The sequence below is a fragment of the Vibrio azureus genome (assembly GCF_002849855.1).
Taxonomy (GTDB): Bacteria; Pseudomonadota; Gammaproteobacteria; order Enterobacterales; family Vibrionaceae; genus Vibrio; species Vibrio azureus.
In genome coordinates, this window is record NZ_CP018616.1 from 310,613 (window position 1) to 328,709 (window position 18,097).

Sequence of the window (18,097 nt, forward strand, 5' to 3'; positions counted from 1 at the left end):
GATAATGTGCCCTCTTTTCACACCACCTGAGGATGTTTCCCCGTGAGCAAACCAACTTTTGACCAAGTAGGGTTAAATCCAGCCTTACTCGATACGCTGGCTTCATTGAATTATACCCATATGACGCCGATTCAAGCGTTGAGTTTACCGGCGATTTTAAATGCTCGTGATGTGATTGGTCAGGGTAAAACAGGTTCTGGTAAAACCGCTGCGTTTGGCCTTGGTGTATTATCTAACCTCAATGTGAAGCGCTTTCGAGTTCAGTCGTTGGTGCTTTGTCCTACGCGTGAGCTTGCCGATCAGGTGGCGAAAGAGATTCGTACTTTGGGTCGAGGTATTCACAATATCAAAGTGCTGACGTTATGTGGCGGTATGCCAATGGGCCCTCAAATTGGTTCATTAGAGCATGGTGCACATATCTTAGTTGGCACCCCTGGCCGTATTCTTGATCATTTAGAGAAAGGTCGTATCAATTTAGACGAGTTGAACACCTTGGTGCTTGATGAAGCCGATCGTATGTTGGAAATGGGCTTCCAAGACGCACTCGATGCCATCATTGCGGCGGCGCCTAAACAACGTCAAACACTGCTATTTAGTGCGACATTTCCAGAGAAGATCGAACAGATTGCTCAGCGCATTATGCAATCACCTGAGATGATCAAAGTGGAATCGACGCACGATACTTCCAGCATTAAACAGTACTTTTATCAGGTTGAAGGTTCGGAAGCGCGAGATGAAGCTCTAGCCAATTTGCTTTTGACCCACCAACCAGAGTCTGCAGTCGTCTTTTGTAATACTAAAAAGGAAGTGCAAAGCGTCGCTGATGAACTGCATCACAAAGGCTTCAGTGTGATCGATCTTCATGGGGATCTTGAGCAACGAGAGCGTGATCAAGCTTTGGTACAGTTTGCTAACAAGAGTGTTTCTATCCTTGTTGCAACGGATGTTGCCGCGCGTGGCCTCGATGTCGATAACCTTGATGCCGTATTTAACTTTGAGCTGTCTCGCGACCCAGAAGTGCATGTGCACCGTATTGGTCGTACTGGTCGTGCGGGGAGTAAAGGACTTGCATTTAGCTTTTATGGCGAAAAAGATGGTTTACGTGTTGCGCGTATCGAAGAATATTTAGAGATGGATGTGATGCCAGCAACCCTGCCTGTGAAATCAACCCAGCAGCCATACCAAGCGAAAATGGTAACGATTAACATCGATGGTGGTAAGAAGCAAAAAGTACGTGCTGGTGACATTCTAGGCTGCTTAACCGGTAAAAATGGTATCACAGGTGCACAAGTGGGTAAGATCCAGTTAATGGCGATGCGATCTTATGTTGCTGTGGAGAAATCTGTGGCGAAGAAAGCGTTGCAAACCATCAGTAATGGCAAAATGAAAGGGCGTCAATTTCGAGCTCGTATTCTGAAATAAGCGGAGCTTCACTAAATGCCAAGGCGCTCGATATTGAGTGCCTTTGTTTTTCCAGCCTATATACTTTAGTGTACTCGATACTTCAGTGCCTTCGATACCTTATTCCCTCAATACCCCAGAGCCCTCGCTCTGAATCAAGCCCCTTGAGGTCACTTAGGCTCTTGGGTGTCTGACCTTATTCTATGCCTTTTTTAAGCGTGACTTAATTCGGCTAAGACTGATTGCGGTAATCCCCAAATAAGCGGCAATCTGACCGTCGGTGATTCGCTGCTCTAAATCGGGGTAGTGCGTGCAAAATAATTGGTAGCGCTCTTCTGGTGTGTACAGCAGCATAAAGCGTTCTTTGTTTTCTTTGTACATCAACTGAGCTTCGAGTAATTTGATGTAGATTGGGTGCGTCTCTTTGCGCCATTGATGAAAGACTTCAATCGGCAAACAAAACAAATGGCAAGGGGTCAGTGTTTCTAAAACATAGGGCGATGGTTGCTCTTTAATCACGCTCTCAAAACCGATTATCCAATCTTGCTCCCAGTAAAACTCTTTACTGAACTCCTTACCTTTATCTGTCAGATAACTGGCATGACATAAGCCCTCCAGCACAAAGTAGATGTGCGAGCTGACTTCACCTTGATGATGCAAAATATGGCGCGTTGGTAATTCAAGTTGTTGGCCGTGTTCTATGAGCTGCCGAGTTTCGTCAGCAACAAAGCCGAACTGAATTAAATCGCTGGAGAGGTCGTGGGGCATAGGTAAACCTAATCGCAAAACGGGTGAAAAAAAGCGGCTCAATTGAGCCGCGTTAATAAGTCATTAATATAACTTAATCGGTTATTTTTTGCTTAGGTCAATTTGATAAACGGCAAAGCCGACTTCATCGTCTGCTAAGCGTGTCATCGGGTATTGGCCTTTATCTTTGATGAACTGTGCTGCTTTATCACCGGGTGATGTTTCAAAGCGAATATCCAATTTCTTATCGGATTGTATCGGTGCAAACGACCAGTTGTTATCTGCACTTGGTGTTACTTCACCTTTCTCTTTACTGATTCGTGAGATGTAAGCCGCTAAGATAGAACGGTTTTCATCTGGAGAATCAAAAGCAATGAAGTCAGCGCCAGTACCAGGGAAGGCATTGCTGTATGCTCGGTAGTTGTTGGTAGCAATGATAAAGTCTTGCTTCGCATCAACCGGTTTACCATTGAAGGTCAGATCGACAATACGTTGAGAAGTCGGATTAATGACTTTACATGAGGCATCGTATTTAGGCGCTTGAGTCACATCGATTTGATAGTTAACGCCATCAATCACATCGAAGTTGTAGGTACGGAAGTTATCCCAATCGATCAAGGATTGCGGTTTCGTGGTGTTAGTATCAATTTGCTTAAACTGTCCTGCGCTGCATTCTAGCCACTCTTTGACTTCTTTTCCTGTCACTTTTAGTGCAACAAGCGTGTTTGGATACAAATAAAGGTCAGCAGCATTACGGAACGTTAACTGACCGGATTCAACTTCAGTGAAATTATTAGGGTCGTTTTTACGGCCACCGGCTTTGAACGGGGCTGCGGCACTGAGAACAGGAATGTCGGCTAGGTTTGGATCACCTTGAATAAAGCGCTCTACATAATCTTTTTGCGCAAGGTTCACAATTTGAACCGTAGGATCATCTTGTACCAATGCAAGGAAGCTGTACATAACATCATTTGCTTTACCAATCGGCTGGTTAACAAAGTCACGTGTGCCTTTGTGATCGTCTTTTAACGCATCAACAATGCCTTGATCGGCTTTCGCGAGCGCTTTTTTATGAGCCTTGTCAAAGATAGGACGCGCTTCAGATTGGCCATCAACCACTTGCCACTTGCCCTCTTTCTGCTTAAGCATCAAATCCATTACGCCAACGTGGCTTCCCCAGCGTCCAGGCATGACGGCAGTGACGCCATTAATTACGCCTTTTTTATTATCTACGCCTTGTAGGTTATCAAAGCCTTTACCTGGAAAAACAGCGTGAGAATGGCCAAATGCGATGGCATCAATCCCTTTAACATCTGTGAGGTAGTAAACCGAGTTTTCAGCCCCTAGTTTGTAAGGATCGGTAGACAGGCCTGAGTGAGGGATAGCAATAATGACATCTGCCCCTTCTTTTTTCATTTGTGGGACAAGCTTTTCTGCTGTGGCTTTGATGTCTTTAGCAAACACATTGCCTTCTAGGTTCTTTTTATCCCACACCATAATTTGAGGTGGAACAAAACCGATGTATCCGACCTTGATTTGATGTTCTTGACCATCGGTATCTTTGAATGTGTGTGCTTTGATCAGGTAAGGCTTGAAGTAGTGTTCACCCGTTTTTTGATCAAAGACGTTAGCATTGATGTAAGGGAAGTTAGCACCCGCTGTCGAGTTTTTGAGGAAATCTAGGCCATAGTTGAATTCGTGGTTACCGATGTTACCTACATCGTAGCCTAATTGGTTCATGGCTTTATAAACAGGGTGCGTTTCCCCCATTTTGATTCCTTTCGCTGCCATGTAATCGCCCATTGGGCTGCCTTGAAGTAAATCACCATTATCGACTAAGACACTGTTCTCTGCTTCTGCTCTGGCTTGCTTAACCAAGCTTGCCGCACGGCTTAGGCCAATTTGCTGAGAAGGTTGGTCTTTGTAGTAATCATAATCCATCACATTGGTATGAATATCAGTGGTTTCAATGATACGTAGCTTAATGGTATCTGCCATAGCTGGGTTGGCTAGAGCGAACATACCACCGAGAACTGCGACGGAGATTGGATTAACGGCCATTTTCATGAGTAACTCCAAGTTAATGGGATAAAAGTGCAAATGCGTAATGTATCAAAGAAGCTTGTAAAGCCATCTAAGCCACACAGAAAAATGTGAGTATAGTCGAGTTACTTAATGAGTTTTATGACAATTAATGCGTATTGTGACGATGACATATTTTTTAACCACCCTGCTGATTTAAGCAACAGCATGCCTTAGCAGTTTTTGGCATAAAAAATGAAATTTTAGAATTTCAGGTAATATGCCGCTGACGTCATAATGAGATCCATAACGATATCAATGGATGATAGGCAAGAGCATGACAGCGAATAATTCAGTGACCCCTTTTTCTGCGAAGAAGCCTCGCCTCGTGGCTCATCAGCCTTTTGCTGAGCGTTCTCGTTTTGGTAAGCACCCCTTGCAAGCGGGGGAAGTGGCCTTAGTTGGCGCAGGGCCTGGCGATGCCGAGCTATTAACGATTAAAGCATTGAATTGCTTACAGCAAGCTGACGTGATTCTTTATGATTATTTGGTATCGGAAGAGATCATGGCTCTTGCCCCGAGTGACGCTATTTTAGTCTGTGTGGGCAAAAAAGCAGGGCATCATAGCGTGCCACAAGAGAAGACCAATCAGCTGTTAGTTGAATTCGCTCAGCAAGGGTACAAAGTGGTGAGAATAAAAGGGGGCGATCCATTTGTGTTTGGACGCGGAGGTGAAGAGCTGGAGGTCTTGGCACAAGCTGGCATCCGTTTTCAAGTGGTGCCAGGCATTACTGCCGCCGCAGGGGCCACAGCCTATGCTGGCATTCCTTTAACCCATCGTGATTATGCTCAGTCAGCGCTGTTTGTGACAGGCCACCTGAAAGAAGACAGTGACGACATGGATTGGTCGACCTTGGCCCGTGGTAATCAAACTCTGGTGATCTACATGGGGCTGATGAAATCCCATTATATCCAAGATCAATTAATTAAATTTGGTCGTTCTACTTCGACGCCTGTCGCCATTATTGAACGTGGTACTCAGGATCAACAACAAGTCTTTACTGGGCAACTCAACCAACTTGCTGAACTGTCTAAACATGCTCAGTCACCATCATTAATTGTGGTGGGTGAAGTCGTCACGTTGCATCAGAAATTGGATTGGTTCTCACCACAAACGGCTGAAGAACCTAGTGCGATGGCCCAAGCAATATAAGCACGCAATATAAATCAGCACTCGATTTTAAAAGCTCAAAAGGAAAGGTAACACATGGACCAACAACGTTTAACTCACTTGAAACAACTGGAGGCGGAGAGTATCCATATCATCCGTGAGGTTGCGGCTGAGTTTGATAATCCTGTCATGATGTATTCGATTGGCAAAGACTCTTCAGTCATGCTCCATCTGGCACGTAAAGCTTTTTATCCCGGTAAAATTCCGTTTCCTCTATTACATGTCGATACCGATTGGAAATTTCGCGAGATGATTGAGTTTCGTGATCGTACTGCCGAGAAGTACGGTTTTGAGTTGTTGGTTCATAAGAACCCAGAGGGGCTTGCCATGGGATGCAGCCCATTTGTTCACGGCTCTTCGAAGCACACTGACATTATGAAAACTCAGGGCTTAAAGCAAGCTCTGAACAAGTACGGATTCGACGCAGCTTTTGGTGGCGCTCGACGTGATGAAGAAAAATCCCGTGCTAAAGAACGAGTCTATTCATTCCGCGATAAAAACCATACGTGGGATCCTAAGAGCCAGCGTCCGGAGTTGTGGAAGACGTACAACGGCCAGGTGAATAAAGGTGAAAGCATTCGAGTCTTCCCTCTATCGAACTGGACTGAGTTAGATATTTGGCAATACATCTATCTGGAAAATATTGAAATCGTCCCTTTGTATTTGGCTGACAAACGTCCAGTTGTTGAACGTGATGGGATGCTCATCATGGTTGACGATGATCGTATGGAGCTAGAACCAGGAGAAGTGATTGAAGAGAAAAGTGTTCGTTTTCGTACCCTAGGTTGCTACCCATTAACGGGAGCGATTGAATCAGAAGCGAATACATTAACTGGCATCATTGAAGAAATGCTGGTGGCGACCTCCAGTGAGCGACAGGGGCGTGCGATCGATCATGATCAATCAGGATCGATGGAGCTGAAAAAGCGTCAAGGTTATTTCTAAAGGATCAAAGGGAAGAGAATGAACAGTGCAGTTGAAGCTCAATTAGCCGAGCTTGGTATTGAAGGCTATTTAACACAACATCAGTACAAGTCGTTACTTAGATTCCTGACTTGTGGTTCGGTAGATGACGGGAAAAGTACGCTAATTGGCCGTTTGCTCCACGATTCTAAACAAATTTATGAAGATCAATTAGCGGCCGTTCATTCTGATAGTCAACGGGTCGGCACGACTGGCGAGAAACCTGATTTGGCATTGCTGGTCGATGGTCTACAAGCAGAGCGTGAACAAGGCATTACCATCGATGTGGCTTATCGTTATTTTTCAACCCAAAAACGTAAGTTCATTATTGCCGATACACCAGGACATGAACAATATACTCGAAATATGGCGACTGGAGCCTCAACGTGTGATCTTGCGGTGATTTTGATTGATGCGCGTAAAGGCGTATTAGATCAAACTCGTCGTCACTCGTTTATTTCTAATTTACTTGGCTTGAAACATTTTATTGTCGCGATCAATAAAATGGATCTCGTTGACTATTCTCAACAGCGCTTTGAAGAGATTCGTGATGAATACCTGCAGTTTTCTGAGAACTTAACCGGAAATACGAATATTCAGATCATTCCTATCTCTGCCTTAGAGGGCGACAACGTGGTGGATAAAGGCACCCAATTGAGTTGGTTTGAAGGCCCATCTTTATTGGAGTTGCTTGAAAATGTCGATGTTGATCAAGAGAAAGGCGAAGGAGAGTTTCGTTTTCCTGTGCAGTATGTCAACCGACCGAACCTTGATTTTAGAGGTTTTGCTGGCACGATTTCCTCGGGCTCGATAAAAGTTGGAGATGCGATTAAGGCTTTACCTTCTGGTAAAACTTCAACAGTTGCACGTATCGTCACTTTTGATGGTGATGTGCAAGAAGCACAGGCAGGTCTTGCCGTCACTCTGACTTTAAACGATGAAATTGATATCAGTCGTGGTGACTTGATTGTTCTAGAAAATGCTCAAGTAGAATCGACTAACCATTTGTTGGCTGATGTTGTATGGATGACAGAGCAGCCTTTGCATTCAGGCCGAGATTATGACATCAAAATTGCAGGGAAGAAGACGGTTGGACGCTTAGAATCGATTCATCATCAATACAATATCAATAACTTATCGACTTACAGCACATCTGAATTACCACTCAATGGAATTGGTTTATGTGAATGGTCGTTAACGGAAGCAGTAGCACTCGACCGTTATCAAGACTGTGTCGATACTGGCGGTTTTATTATTATTGACCGTTTAACCAACGTGACAGTGGGCGCTGGGATGGTGAAAAGCAGTCTCGCCACGATTGAACGCAGTTTAGCGGATATTTCAGCTTTTGAGCTTGAGCTTAATGCACTGGTTAGGAAACACTTTCCTCACTGGGAAGCAAAGGACCTCAGCCAAATGTTGCAGCATTCATAAATCAGTTTCATGTGTCAGTGAGCCGCTCCCCCAAGAACCCAGAGTGCTCATATCGATTTTGGTTGAGCCTCTGGTGTTCTTTTTCACTGACTGATGGCTTTTTGTGACTGATCGTTCTTTGTGACGGATAGTTCTTTGTACTGACCAACTGACCTGATCTGGCAAAGCTTTCATCAGGTGGTTGTATCGCTTGGTTCAAATTGTTGTGTCCCTCGCATTGGGCTATTGCTAAGGAAATATTATGTGGGAACAAGTGATGGTATTTGCGATCTTGCTGGGCATTATTACTTGTTTGATCATGACAAAGCTAAAGCCCAGTTATGTATTTGCAGGTGCTGCTTTTATTGCCTTTATGCTCGGTGGTATTGAGCTTCAAACGGTCGCAGCGAATTTCACCAATGCTTCTTTATTGACTTTGGTGCTGCTGATCTTGGTTTCTTGTGCGCTTGAAAAGACCTTGTTAATCAGTTGGGTGAGTCGCTGTATTTCTCAAGGACGTTTAGGCAGTGTGATCGCTAAACTGGGTCTCTCAACAGCATTGCTTTCCTCTTTTACGAATAACACCGCGGTTGTGGTGTCTTTAATTGGTGCGATAAAACGTAATCAGCAGCATGCGCCTTCTAAGTTGTTAATTCCTCTTTCTTATGCCGCAATTTTGGGTGGTACGCTGACGTTGATCGGTACCTCAACCAATTTGATCATCAATAGCTTTGTTGAAGATGTCGGCTTGCCAAGCTTGAGCTTTTTCACTCCGACCTTGATAGGTTTGGTGGTGCTTTTCGGTGGATTACTAATTTTGATCCCGCTGAGCTACTTGTTACCCAGTTATGACGAGCAAAACCAGGAGGAGTTACCGTACTTTTTAGAATCGCGCGTAGAATCAGGTTCTCCTTTGGTTGGTCATACGATTAGCGAAAATAATTTGCGAGCCTTACGAAAGTTATTTTTAGCGGAAGTGATTCGTGATGGCGTGACGGTGCCATCGGTTGGGCCTGACTTTGTTCTTGAAGCACGCGATCGATTATTGTTTTGTGGTGATGTTGAAAGTGTTGCGACCTTACAGGAAATTCCGGGTTTAACCTTATTTGGTCAGCAACACCTCAATGGTCAAAATTTTATGGAAGTGGTCGTGAGTTCTTCTGCCACTTTTTGTCATCAGACTCTGAAACAAAGTCGCTTTCGTGATCGCTTTGACGCGGTGGTTGTCGCCATTCGTCGAGGTCATGAACGTTTGGAAGGTGGATTGGGAAATATTCATCTTGCCCCCGGTGATACATTAGTTTTAGTGCCAGGAAAACGTTTTGAAACTGAGCGTAAAGCGCATCGTAAAGAGTTTGTTGTTATAAATGATTTGGATTCTAGTGCGCGCTTAGATCGTAATAAGTCTGCTTTTGTATTGGCTGGCTTTGCCGCTGTGATTGCTGGAGCGTTGCTGGAGTGGGTGCCAATACTCAAAGGTTTGGCTGCTTATTTGCTCACTTTACTGGCCTTTGGTGTGATTCAAATGTCTGAGCTGCGGCGTCGCTTTCCCATCGATATTGTGGTGATCGTTGGCTGTGCGCTGTCGATTGCTCAATTAATGATATCGTCAGGGCTCTCCGTTCGTATGGGCGAAGTGTTCATGCAAGCTTTTAATGGCTGGGGGGTGTTTGGAGCGTTAGTGGCCACTTACATCATGACGTTGGTATTAACCGAACTTGTCACCAATAATGCTGCTGCAGCGTTATCTTTCCCGATTGGCTACAGTATGGCAGTAGGCTATGGCGTTGATCCTATGCCGTTTATTATGGCGGTGTTATTTGGGGCCAGTGCCAGCTTTATTTCACCCTATGGCTACCAAACCAACTTGTTGGTTTATAGCGTAGGTAACTACACATTGAGTGACTATGTGAGAGTCGGGGTTCCGATCTCGATTGTTTATTCTGTTCTTGTACTTACGTTGATTCCGGTCTTCTTCCCCTTTTAATTTTAAAAATATTCAGAAGGTTACTATGACAGTCGATACCCCGTTAAAAGATCAAAATATTGTTTGGCATCAGCACGCTATTGATAAGCAGGCTCGTGCCAATTTAAAGCAGCAAAAACCGGCCGTGCTGTGGTTTACCGGGCTGTCTGGTGCTGGAAAATCGACAGTAGCTGGGGCATTAGAAACACGCTTAGCACAGTTGGGTTATCATACTTATTTGCTGGATGGGGATAATGTTCGTCATGGGCTGTGTCGTGATCTCGGCTTTTCAGAACAGGATCGCCGTGAGAATATTCGTCGTATTGGTGAATTAGCCAAGTTGATGGCAGATGCGGGTTTGATTGTCTTGTCTGCTTTTATCTCACCACATCGTGAAGAACGTCAGTTAGTTCGTGATTTACTGCCAGAAAATGAATTTATTGAGGTCTACGTTAATGCTTCTTTAGAAGTGTGCGAAAAAAGAGATCCTAAAGGGCTATACAAAAAAGCACGAGCAGGCGAGATCCGCCACTTCACAGGGGTTGACTCAGAATATCAGGCCCCACTCACTCCCGAGATCGATTTGCCTGCTGGTGAGAAAAGTGTGGCTGAGCTTGTTGAGCTGTGTATCGAAACCATGCAGCAGCGAGGCATTATTCGTTAGGGCTAAATGAACAGGTATCCCTCGTAGTTTGAGTGATAGAGTGTCTATCCAAGTACCCTGAGGTTACTTGGGTATCATCGCATGTAATGGTGATATTAGACGGTATAGTCCACCGTGCTTTTTACATCACTTTGCACGCTAAACTTGTGATTTAACAGGGCGATCATTTGATCGTAGAACTGGCTGTTGGGTTTATTACCAAGTAATCGACATAACTCGTTCCCCGTCGGTGTGAAGCGATAGTACAGCAGACGAACTCCTTTACTATGTACCTGCAGGGAGAGATTTTTCCCCTGATAGTTGAGCAGCAGAGGGGAGTCAATGTCAATCTCTCCTGATTCCAACTCAGTACGGTGAAGTAATCCAAGCTCTATTAACACTAATAGACTTGAAAAGGGCAATTGAAAGTTACCCATATTGAGATGGTAATTGGAGTCGCGTTTGCCAAAACTGAACAGGCCATTATGAGATTTATAGCCAGTTAATAGCTTTTTGCTGGTATCGCCGCCAAAACTGCAAGCTAGTGCCGCGGCTCTTTGTAGAGTCTGTGCTTCTTTAGGCGACATATCTTTGAGAACTTTTAAGGCTTTTAGTGACGTTGAACCTGGATTGATGACCTCCAACTTCATGACTTGTGCCCACAGTTTTTGCATGGCGACATTTTGGATATCTTGTGCGAGATCGAAAAAGCGCGTGAGCCAATCAGGGTCTGGATCACCTGCGGTTTCATCTCGGCATGCACTGTGTGCCAGCTTTAAGATCTGCTCTAAGTTTTTTTGTCGCTGCTCTTGGCGGCGTTGCTCTCTCAATTGAGCTCTTTCTTGAGCGTTTTTGGCAGGAGGCTCAGAGTGCATTAGGGCGTCAAGGCCATGCGCTTGAGCGATATTTTTCACTCGACCAGCGCTGTCTTTGATATAACCGGACTTTTTATCGTTATTGCCCGCTGTTTCCTTTGAAATGACAACTGGCGGTTGAGTAGGCTCCGTCATGGGTTCTCCTGCGAGTGCTTACAAGTGCTGATTGTCAATCTACACCTTTCCGACTTGGGCGACCACAATTTCACCATTATTTTTACAAAATAAACACTACCCAAGATGATAACAAGTTGTTAAAATTGTTATCGTTAGTTGGAGGGATGATGAAATATTTAGATGCAGGGAAACTAAAAAAATATCTATCGCTTGTGTTTGTCTTCACGGTTTATGTTGGGTCGTTAGCGTATTTATCGCGTTATATTGTCTAATTATTGACTGGCTATTGTGTAATTATTGAATAAAGACAGTGTAGAACGACAACAAGTGTCTTTGAAGCATTATTGTGCTTGAGAGCGATTGTGCTTTAGAGCAGAGGTCTTCTCGTTGTGCTCGGTATCTTGAGGTTACTTGGGTATAAAAAAAAGCGCCACAAAAGCGCTTTTTTCGATGTCGTGGAACAAATTACATATCATCGTAGGGCTCTATCTTGGAGCCTTCAAGAACATAACCTGTTTCAGCAATTTCATGGTTCATCGTTTGAGTTTTCAATGTACCGATAACATAAATGACATCCCATAAGTCTTGTACTGGTGCTCCTTGAGGGAACTTCACATAGATAATTTGGTTTGGTGGCGGTGGTGGCACGTGAATACATGCTCCAAAATAAGGAACAAGAAGAAACTCGGTAACCGAATTCGCATCGCCCTCTAGTGGTATGACAAAGCCGGGTATTTTCACGGTTTTGCCATTAAGATCTTTACGTACCTGACCGATAGTGCTTTGTTGAGCCTGACCTCCGCTATGATCGGCAACGGGCATGCCCCCGGCATCAAACATTTTTCGTTCTGCTTCAGGAATGAGATCGATCCACTCCAAGACTTGTACTTTACTTTCTGTCTGTACTGTTTTTTTAGCATCACTGTTTTTATTTACTTCACTGGTTGAAGCTGCAGCAGCGATACCTGTTGTCGTTAATGACATCAGCAAGACGCCATTTATCAAAATATTTTTCCACATAATCTATTAAATCCTTATGGTCATTCCATCGCTGAGTGATTGTTGATAAGCACGAAATGCTGGGATAAAGCCAATAAAAATACCTGCGCACTGGACTAAACCAATCAGTATCCATTCATAACTCGACAGAGGCGTTAACGTTATATGGATACCATAATGCTGCTGAATGAGAGGCTGTATAAAAGCGAGCACCAGATAGAGGCCGATCACACCTGTTATAATACCCGCGAAAGTCAGTAGACTGGCTTCACTAATTAATAACGAGAAAATGTGTTTTGGCCTAGCCCCCATTGCTCTAAGAATCGCCATTTCGCGTCTGCGTTCTTGTAAGCTGGTCAGAAGGCTACTGAGCATACCCAATAGGCCTGCAATGACAACAAAGCCAGACACTGCCATTAAGGCTTGCTCCGCCACGGACATCATACCCCATAATTCTTGTAGTGCGACACCCGGCATAATAGCGCTGAGTGGTTCTTGGGTATAGGTGTTAATTTGTCGTTGTAGTGTAAAGGTTTGAATTCTCGACTTCAAACCGACAAGCATGGCGGTAATTTGTTCTGGTTGTAGCGCTTTTGTTTTTAACGTCTCTGCATCTGGAGTTGGCCCCAAGCGAGCGCCACTTTCCCATCCCACGTGTATTGCTTCAATGGCTTCTAAGGAAACATGGACGGTCTTATCAACCGGCGTGCCCGTTGGCGCCAGAATACCGACAACTTTGAAAGGTAAGTTATCATGTCTGCTAAAACCAACGTCGCTGATGCCATGAGCAATGATGATCTCGCTACCAATTTTGTAGCCAAGTTGTTTTGCTACGTCCGCGCCTAGGACGGTTTCAAATAACCCATTGAACTCTTTACCTTGAGAGAAAGTAAGTGATTGCTTACTTCCATATTTATAATGCTCAAAGTAGCTGTGGTTGGTGCCCATCACTCGGAACCCTTTATGGGAATCACCGAGTGAAATCGGGATAGCCCAATCTACAGCTCGGTGATTGGCAAATTCTTGGTAACTTTTCCAGTCAATGTTATTGGTTGCGTTACCAATGCGAAATACGGAATAGAGCAACAGGTTAACTTGTCCTGAACGGCCACCAATAATTAAGTCTGTTCCAGAAATGGTATTAGCGAAACTGTCTTTTGCCTCAGTTCGAATTCGTTCTACACCCAGTAAAAGAACAACGGAAATAGAAACCGTCAAAACAGTCAATAGCGCCGTCGCTTTACGATTCATCAAGCTCTTCCAAGCGAGTATTGCGATGGTTTTCATGATCTTTCCCCCATGTGCTGAGCTTGATTGATTTCAGGTAAGCTAATGACTTTGTCGAATAAAGGCTCTAGCGTCGGGTCATGGCTAACGAAAATGAGTGTGGCGTTAGCGTGGCTGGTTTGTTCCATGAGCAATTCGATAAAGGCTTTGCGATTGTCATGATCCAAGGCAGAAGTGGGTTCGTCGGCAATAACCAGCCCTGGGTTACCTATCAGTGCGCGAGCTGCGGCGACACGTTGTTGCTGACCAATACTGAGTTCGGATACCCGTCGATGATGTAATTCTTCGGGCAGGCGTAAACGGGTCAGGAGTGCGATGGCCTGCTCTTTCATTGCATGAAGAGAAGCGTTAGGTGCGCCTCTACGAAGACGGACCTCACTGAACTGGCAAGGAATAAGAACATTTTCCACGACCGTTAAGTAAGGCAATAAGTTAAATTGTTGGAAAATATAGCCAATATGATCAGCGCGGAATTTATCGCGTTGGCTTGAGCGCAACTGGGCAAGATCGGTACCTAAGACCGATAAGTTTCCTGAAGAAAGCACATTGATGCCCGTAAGTAAGGCAAGTAAGGTTGATTTACCGCAGCCACTTGGACCTTTAATAAACACATGTTCGCCATGAGCAATGTTTAATTGTTTAATATCAATGGTGGCGTTTGCTGAGCCGGGCCAGACAAACTTAGCGTTATTGAGCTCAACAACGTTTGACGTGGTTTCAGTCATGTTGGTTACCAAAGTTGCAATGAGGGGTAAGTAGTTACTTACTCCCTCATTTTGTTTTAATCAAGGCCTTCAAAATACTTTAATCACGCAATATTCTTATTACATAATATTTTCACTACACACTATTCTCATTGCAGTCATGATACAAAGTGGCTTTAGTGTCTGTTTAAAGGCCATTGATTGTGACACGGGTGATTATTTTAGCTTGATACGAGTTTTGGTTTTATCAAGCTCTGTTGAAGCCTGAATGTTATCGGTAAATACATTGGCGTTGATTGCCTTTGTGGTAACAAACTGGGTAAACCAAGAGGTATCGATAGAGTCGAGTTGAGTGATGTTCTCACAGTGGAACTGGTATTGTGCAGAAAATTCACCATGGCCGCCATGTTTGTGATCGTGATGTTCTTCATGGTCGTGGCCTTCATGACCTTTATCATGATGTTCTTCATGATCGTGGTTCTCATGACCTTCATCATGATGTTCTTCATGATCGGCATCGTTATGTTCCTCATGATGCTTATTCAATGTATGAGAAACACGTGCCTCTTCGAGAGTACAATCTGCTTGCGGGTTAATGGTGAAAAGAGAAGTCGCATCTTTGAGTTTGTTCACTGCAAGCGTGAGTGCTTTTTCTTGCTGTGCATCCTGTGGGGCGTGCTCAAAACCGACGATATCCGCACCCGGTGATTTCACTTCAATCAGAAGATCATGGCCATCTTGAGCGATGTTGAATTCGGCATGACCATGAACATGGGCTTCATGCTGGCGATACTCTTCTGCATGAACGGCTGCTGCGCTGAAAGATAAACCGATGGTCAGTGCAAGAATATGTTTTGATGGCATAGTGTTATTCCTTTAATTTGGCTTAAAAGTTATTAATATTTCTAAATTTAGTTTAAGTCTATTGCAGTTTTCTTACTTATTTATATATCTAAGTTTATTCACCCAAGCCTTTTTAGGGCATTTAGGTAGCAAATAGACAGACATTGTTAAATATTAAGCATTAAAGGTGGATCGCGAGCAGAAGGAAGAAGTGAGGTAACCTGTTGCCTTTTTTGTTGGCTGTCAACAAAGTAGGAACGATGAAAGCTGGGTGGGGTCAGTATCGGTAAAGATTTTAATGCACCGTGCTGAAGGCCAGAAAATAATTGGCAATGATGGTCAGTGTGGTGTTCGGGGGTGACATCAAGTTGGTGAGCGATAGTTGCAAAGCTCCAGACAAGCATAAGCGCGCTAATAAACAGAGCGACCTTGCGATGCCAGTGATTTTGATATGCTTTACAATGAGAATGCATGATCATGCCCGAGCCAGAATAAGTGTTATAATATAACATTTATTCTGACTCGTATATGAATAGTTTGCCAGTTAATTCACTGAATCTGTTTTAAATAACATTCATTTATACCCAAGTGACCTCAAGATGCTTGATTCAGAGCGAGGTCACTGAGTTGAATTCAAGGAAGACAGCGAAGCGGAATAGTATTCTATTTCTTATTTTTGTAAGAAGAACGGTTGTCTGACGCAAGAATTCGGCTCAGTGACACGCTCCCAAAGGGCGAGTGACCTTAACTCTCAGACTTTGTTAACGATTCTCAATGTAGAGCCACTATATCTTCGAATCGTTGCCGCGCCTGAGAGCTAAGGTCATCTCGCTGAACGCAGCATCTTGAGGTTACTTGGGTATATTACTGCGATGGAAATACATTTACAGGTGTAATTAAACCCATGCTCAGTCTAATTATCTTGCCACTGTGCCAAGTGACAATGAGTCACCGTGAGTGCAAAAGCTAGATAATTAGACACGAGTCTTAAATGTTTTCCTTGATAAGGGCGAGTACTTGGGTCACCTCTTCAGGAGTCAACGCGCCTTCTTTGATAAATAAAGTATTACCTTGTTTGTCTTGGACGATAATGGCGGAACTTTCTTCTTTTAAGGCCCATTTATTTGCCACGATGCCGTTTTCATCCAACACCATAGAAGACCATGGGAATTCTATTTTACTGTCTTGTGCCGATGACTTAACAAACGACCCCGTTCCCCAAATTGCATCATCTTGGTTGATGATGGTGGTGGTTTGATAAGCTTTTTCAGGGAATTTAGAGGCCGTGATCGCGGTCATTAGAGGGGCGTTCATTTCTTTAGCGCTGCTGCGACCTGCGATAGCCTGAATAACTCGAACCTTGCCGAGCATATTTTGGGTTTTCCATGGTTGGTAAGCGACGCCTTTGCCTTGCATCACGATTTCACCATAAGCATCCACATTTGCTTCAGGTACTGGTTGGCCCAATTTAAGGTTGTGGGCTTGAACTAGGTTTGGGGCTAAGGTGAAGAAAAGAGGAAGAAGAATTCTTGCTTTCATGCTATTTACATCCATATCCGTAGTTAATCTATTAGTATACTTGCTCAGGGGGCCAAGGAGCTACTTTAACGGACTTGGCTGATTCAAAAGCTCTCAAAATATGCTGTTGTTCACAGAAGTATTTCGGCAAGAATATCGCTCTGAATCAAGAATCTTGTAATCATTTGGGTATAGAAAGGGTCTTAAATTTTCTTTTTGAGAATGATGTTCTGTTTATTTTGTTTGTGGTGATAGTCTGTTAGAATGATCTCCGTCGCAAATTGTGTGCGAAGGTTGCTATGGACTAGCAATCGCTTTTGACAAGGATTTCGAGGTCGTCATGTTTCGTGTATTTTCTATTTATCGCCCCCGCCAAGTAGCTCGTTTTGTTAAAACCTTATTTAAAGGCCGATTTTTGATTGCTGGTATCGGTGAATTTGAGTTTGATAACGGAAAGGTTCTACTTCCGAATGTAAAAGACCCTCAGTTACTCTCGGTATTTCGTGAAGTAAATCGTGCTATTTTATTACTGCCAGTATAACTCGTCTACATATACCCAAGCCTATCATAGCTTGGGTATTTAAGCGTTTAATGTTGATAAGAGTTGCCCTAATCCGTCATAGGAAAGCAAACGCCAGTTCCATTTAAACCACAGTAGCCATTTGGGTTTTTTGCTAAATATTGTTGGTGGTATGTTTCGGCGAAGTAGTAAGGACCTGCAGGGTAAATTTCGGTGGTTATTTCAACCAGTTGCTCTTGATTTAAGGCGTGCTGATAAGCTTGCTTAGAGTGCTGGGCAATGGCTTGCTGTTGATCTGAATAGGTGTAAATCGCAGAACGGTATTGAGTGCCTAAATCGTTACCTTGGCGCATGCCCTGCGTTGGATTGTGTTTCTCCCAAAACAGGCTCAATATTGTTTCTAAGTTGGTAATGTTCTGATCAAAAACGACTCGTACTACTTCGGTATGACCGGTTTGACCTGAACACACTTCTTGATAAGTCGGATTCGGTGTGTAACCTCCGGAGTAGCCTACAGAGGTCGATACAATGCCTGGTTGTTGCCAAAACAAGCGTTCAGCACCCCAAAAGCAGCCCATGCCTAATAAAACGACCTGCTGATTTTCTGTGAGTGGAGCAAAGAGATCTGAGTGGTTAACAAAGTGAATGGGTTCGATCTTTATCGGCGTACTTCTACCTGGTAGAGCATCTTCTACACTAATCGTGGTCTGCTTATTCAACATAGGGTCATCCTTTGTCGTATGTTCTTATCCCAAGGTCCCTAGGCGCTGAATTCAGAGTGAGGTCATCTCGCTGAACACAGTATCTTGAGGTTACTTGGGTATATATACGCGGTTATACAATCAATA

17 protein-coding genes are annotated in these 18,097 nt (G+C 43.9%); 7 read left to right on the forward strand and 10 right to left on the reverse strand.

Features of this window, described 5'->3' with window-relative positions; all coding sequences use genetic code 11:
* Positions 1 to 42: 42 nt before the first annotated feature.
* Positions 43 to 1,422, forward strand: coding sequence for an ATP-dependent RNA helicase DbpA (gene dbpA, locus BS333_RS01605; protein WP_021708913.1), 1,380 nt, complete (start codon positions 43 to 45; stop codon positions 1,420 to 1,422).
* 180 nt (positions 1,423 to 1,602) lie between these two features.
* On the opposite strand, the gene BS333_RS01610 is transcribed toward dbpA, so the two are convergent.
* Both BS333_RS01610 and BS333_RS01615 read right to left on the reverse strand, forming a co-directional pair.
* Entirely contained in the window at positions 1,603 to 2,169 is a 567-nt protein-coding gene (locus BS333_RS01610; protein ID WP_021708912.1) for a Crp/Fnr family transcriptional regulator, read from the reverse strand.
* A gap of 81 nt (positions 2,170 to 2,250) precedes the next feature.
* Entirely contained in the window at positions 2,251 to 4,215 is a 1,965-nt protein-coding gene (locus BS333_RS01615) for a bifunctional 2',3'-cyclic-nucleotide 2'-phosphodiesterase/3'-nucleotidase (protein ID WP_021708911.1), read from the reverse strand.
* A 292-nt stretch (positions 4,216 to 4,507) separates the two neighbouring features.
* On the opposite strand from BS333_RS01615, the gene cobA reads away from it, so the two are divergent.
* The 5 genes from cobA (at position 4,508) to cysC (ending at position 10,407) form a co-directional block, all read left to right on the forward strand.
* On the forward strand, positions 4,508 to 5,383 hold the full coding sequence (gene cobA, locus BS333_RS01620; RefSeq protein WP_021708910.1) for a uroporphyrinogen-III C-methyltransferase: 876 nt from the start codon (positions 4,508 to 4,510) through the stop codon (positions 5,381 to 5,383).
* Between the two features lie 54 nt (positions 5,384 to 5,437).
* Entirely contained in the window at positions 5,438 to 6,346 is a 909-nt protein-coding gene (gene cysD, locus BS333_RS01625) for a sulfate adenylyltransferase subunit CysD (RefSeq protein WP_021708909.1), read from the forward strand.
* 18 nt (positions 6,347 to 6,364) lie between these two features.
* Positions 6,365 to 7,798 carry a sulfate adenylyltransferase subunit CysN gene (gene cysN, locus BS333_RS01630; RefSeq protein ID WP_021708908.1) on the forward strand — a complete coding sequence of 478 codons (1,434 nt, stop codon included), beginning with the start codon at positions 6,365 to 6,367 and terminating at the stop codon, positions 7,796 to 7,798.
* Between the two features lie 241 nt (positions 7,799 to 8,039).
* The gene (locus BS333_RS01640) at positions 8,040 to 9,764 is read left to right on the forward strand and encodes an SLC13 family permease (RefSeq protein ID WP_021708907.1); all 1,725 of its coding nucleotides are present in this window, start codon (positions 8,040 to 8,042) and stop codon (positions 9,762 to 9,764) included.
* Between the two features lie 25 nt (positions 9,765 to 9,789).
* Positions 9,790 to 10,407, forward strand: coding sequence for an adenylyl-sulfate kinase (cysC, locus tag BS333_RS01645; RefSeq protein ID WP_021708906.1), 618 nt, complete (start codon positions 9,790 to 9,792; stop codon positions 10,405 to 10,407).
* Between the two features lie 95 nt (positions 10,408 to 10,502).
* Here the strand turns inward: cysC and BS333_RS01650 are convergent, their stop codons facing one another.
* The 7 genes from BS333_RS01650 to BS333_RS01685 all read right to left on the reverse strand — a co-directional run bounded on the left by BS333_RS01650 (position 10,503) and on the right by BS333_RS01685 (position 16,750).
* Positions 10,503 to 11,396 carry a TIGR03899 family protein gene (locus BS333_RS01650; protein ID WP_021708905.1) on the reverse strand — a complete coding sequence of 298 codons (894 nt, stop codon included), beginning with the start codon at positions 11,394 to 11,396 and terminating at the stop codon, positions 10,503 to 10,505.
* Positions 11,397 to 11,843: 447 nt separating this feature from the next.
* Entirely contained in the window at positions 11,844 to 12,398 is a 555-nt protein-coding gene (locus tag BS333_RS01660; RefSeq protein ID WP_021708904.1) for a DUF3299 domain-containing protein, read from the reverse strand.
* 6 nt (positions 12,399 to 12,404) lie between these two features.
* Positions 12,405 to 13,664, reverse strand: a complete 1,260-nt coding sequence (locus BS333_RS01665; RefSeq protein WP_021708903.1) for an ABC transporter permease — start codon at positions 13,662 to 13,664, stop codon at positions 12,405 to 12,407.
* A complete protein-coding gene (locus tag BS333_RS01670; protein ID WP_021708902.1) occupies positions 13,661 to 14,389 on the reverse strand; it encodes an ABC transporter ATP-binding protein in 729 nt (242 codons plus the stop codon). The genes BS333_RS01665 and BS333_RS01670 overlap by 4 nt, the downstream gene beginning before the upstream one ends.
* A gap of 195 nt (positions 14,390 to 14,584) precedes the next feature.
* Positions 14,585 to 15,232, reverse strand: a complete 648-nt coding sequence (gene zrgA, locus BS333_RS01675) for a zinc uptake protein ZrgA (RefSeq protein WP_021708901.1) — start codon at positions 15,230 to 15,232, stop codon at positions 14,585 to 14,587.
* Positions 15,233 to 15,378: 146 nt separating this feature from the next.
* Positions 15,379 to 15,723, reverse strand: a complete 345-nt coding sequence (locus BS333_RS01680) for a DUF2607 family protein (protein ID WP_021708900.1) — start codon at positions 15,721 to 15,723, stop codon at positions 15,379 to 15,381.
* Between the two features lie 475 nt (positions 15,724 to 16,198).
* Positions 16,199 to 16,750, reverse strand: coding sequence for a YtfJ family protein (locus BS333_RS01685; RefSeq protein ID WP_033003623.1), 552 nt, complete (start codon positions 16,748 to 16,750; stop codon positions 16,199 to 16,201).
* A gap of 319 nt (positions 16,751 to 17,069) precedes the next feature.
* Between BS333_RS01685 and BS333_RS01690 the strand changes: the two genes are divergently transcribed.
* Complete coding sequence (locus tag BS333_RS01690; RefSeq protein ID WP_021709401.1) at positions 17,070 to 17,270, forward strand: DUF1107 domain-containing protein; 201 nt, start codon at positions 17,070 to 17,072, stop codon at positions 17,268 to 17,270.
* Between the two features lie 68 nt (positions 17,271 to 17,338).
* Here BS333_RS01690 and msrA read toward each other — a convergent pair whose 3' ends face one another.
* The gene (msrA, locus tag BS333_RS01695; protein WP_021709400.1) at positions 17,339 to 17,971 is read right to left on the reverse strand and encodes a peptide-methionine (S)-S-oxide reductase MsrA; all 633 of its coding nucleotides are present in this window, start codon (positions 17,969 to 17,971) and stop codon (positions 17,339 to 17,341) included.
* Positions 17,972 to 18,097: the final 126 nt, after the last annotated feature.